The sequence below is a fragment of the Micromonospora sp. NPDC003944 genome (genome assembly GCF_053605225.1).
In genome coordinates, this window is the sequence record NZ_JBSGIV010000145.1 from 1 (window position 1) to 1,365 (window position 1,365).

The window sequence follows — 1,365 nt, forward strand, 5'->3', positions numbered from 1 at the left end:
TGCAAGATCTGTGAAGGTTGCTGTCAAGCGGTGGCTTCGAGGATGCGCCAGATTTGGCGGGCTATGTAGCGTTTGAGGCTGCGGGTGATCTCGGCTGGGGTGCGGCCTTCGGTGGTGCGGCGGTTGACGTAGTCCTTGGTGGGTTGGTGGCACCGTTGTCGGGCTTTGGCGATGGTGTGCAGGGCGGAGTTGAGGGTGCGGTCGCCGCCTCGGTTGAGGCGGTGGCGGACGGTGCGCCCGGAGCTGGCGGGGACGGGGCTGACGCCGGCGAGTGAGGCGAATGCGGCTTCGCTGCGGAACCGGCCGGGGTGTGACCAGGCGGTCAGGGTGATCGCGGCGGTGACGGGGCCGATGCCGGGTTGGTCGAGCAGGGTCGGGCAGAGTTTGTCGACCAGGGTGCGGATCTCGGTGAGGTTGGCTTTCAGGAGTTGGTCGAGGGTCAGGATCTGCTCGGCGAGGGCTGCCAGTTGAGTGCGGCGTAGGTGGTCGCCACCGTTGCCGTTGGTGAGGGTGGTGGCGTGCTGGACCTGCCGCAGGGTGCTCAGGCCACGCAGTTGGGTGCGGAGGTCGTCGTCGGCGGTGAGGATCACCGATTTGAACAGGTTGATGGTGGCGGTGCGGGTGTCGCTGTAGTGGCGACGGCAGACGTGCAGCAGGCGCAGAGCTTCCCGGTCGCCGTCGGTGCGGGGGACGGCGATGTGGTCGGCGGCCAGCACGGCACGAGCGGCGTGCACGGCGTCCAGCGCGTCTGACTTGCCGCCTCGCCGACGGCGGCCGGTAGCGGGTTTGGGTGCTTCCAGGACATCTTCACCCGCGGCACGCAGGACCCGCAGCAGGCCGACACCGTGACACCGGGCACCGTCCAGGGCCCAGGCCCGCCGGCCCGTTCCCAGCACGGTCGTCTGCCGCCCGGCCCAGGCCAGCAGATCAGCGGCACCGTCGGCGGTGGCCGGCACGGTGATCTCGGCCAACACGGTCCCGACCGGGGTGCTGACCACGGCGGTGTGCGTATCGGTATGGGTATCCACACCGATGACCGCGTCGACACGGTCGGCCAGGCGATCTGCCAGGATGGAGGGCACGGACGGTTCTCCCTTGCACGGGGCGACGTTCGGACGGCGTCGGCCCGGGAGACGATCACCCGGCGGCATATCTGTGATGAGTCACGCGACACCAGTCGCGGACAGGCTTCTGATCAGGCCAGCAAGGTGGGCCGGGCCGACGCCGGTAATCCACGAGGACAAGTCGCACTCCACGGCACACCCTCTGATGGCGGCCAGATCTTGCATGAGTCACTCGTCGATCACCGACGTCGAACCCTACCGATGCCAACCTCCCGGAACCGGCCCACCTATAGAAGCGTCG

1 protein-coding gene is annotated in these 1,365 nt (G+C 68.4%); it reads right to left on the reverse strand.

What is annotated here, in order from left to right; all coding sequences use genetic code 11:
* Positions 1–23: 23 nt before the first annotated feature.
* Positions 24–1,082 carry an IS110 family transposase gene (locus ACWER9_RS31825; protein WP_452305321.1) on the reverse strand — a complete coding sequence of 353 codons (1,059 nt, stop codon included), beginning with the start codon at positions 1,080–1,082 and terminating at the stop codon, positions 24–26.
* Between the last annotated feature and the right edge of the window lie 283 nt (positions 1,083–1,365).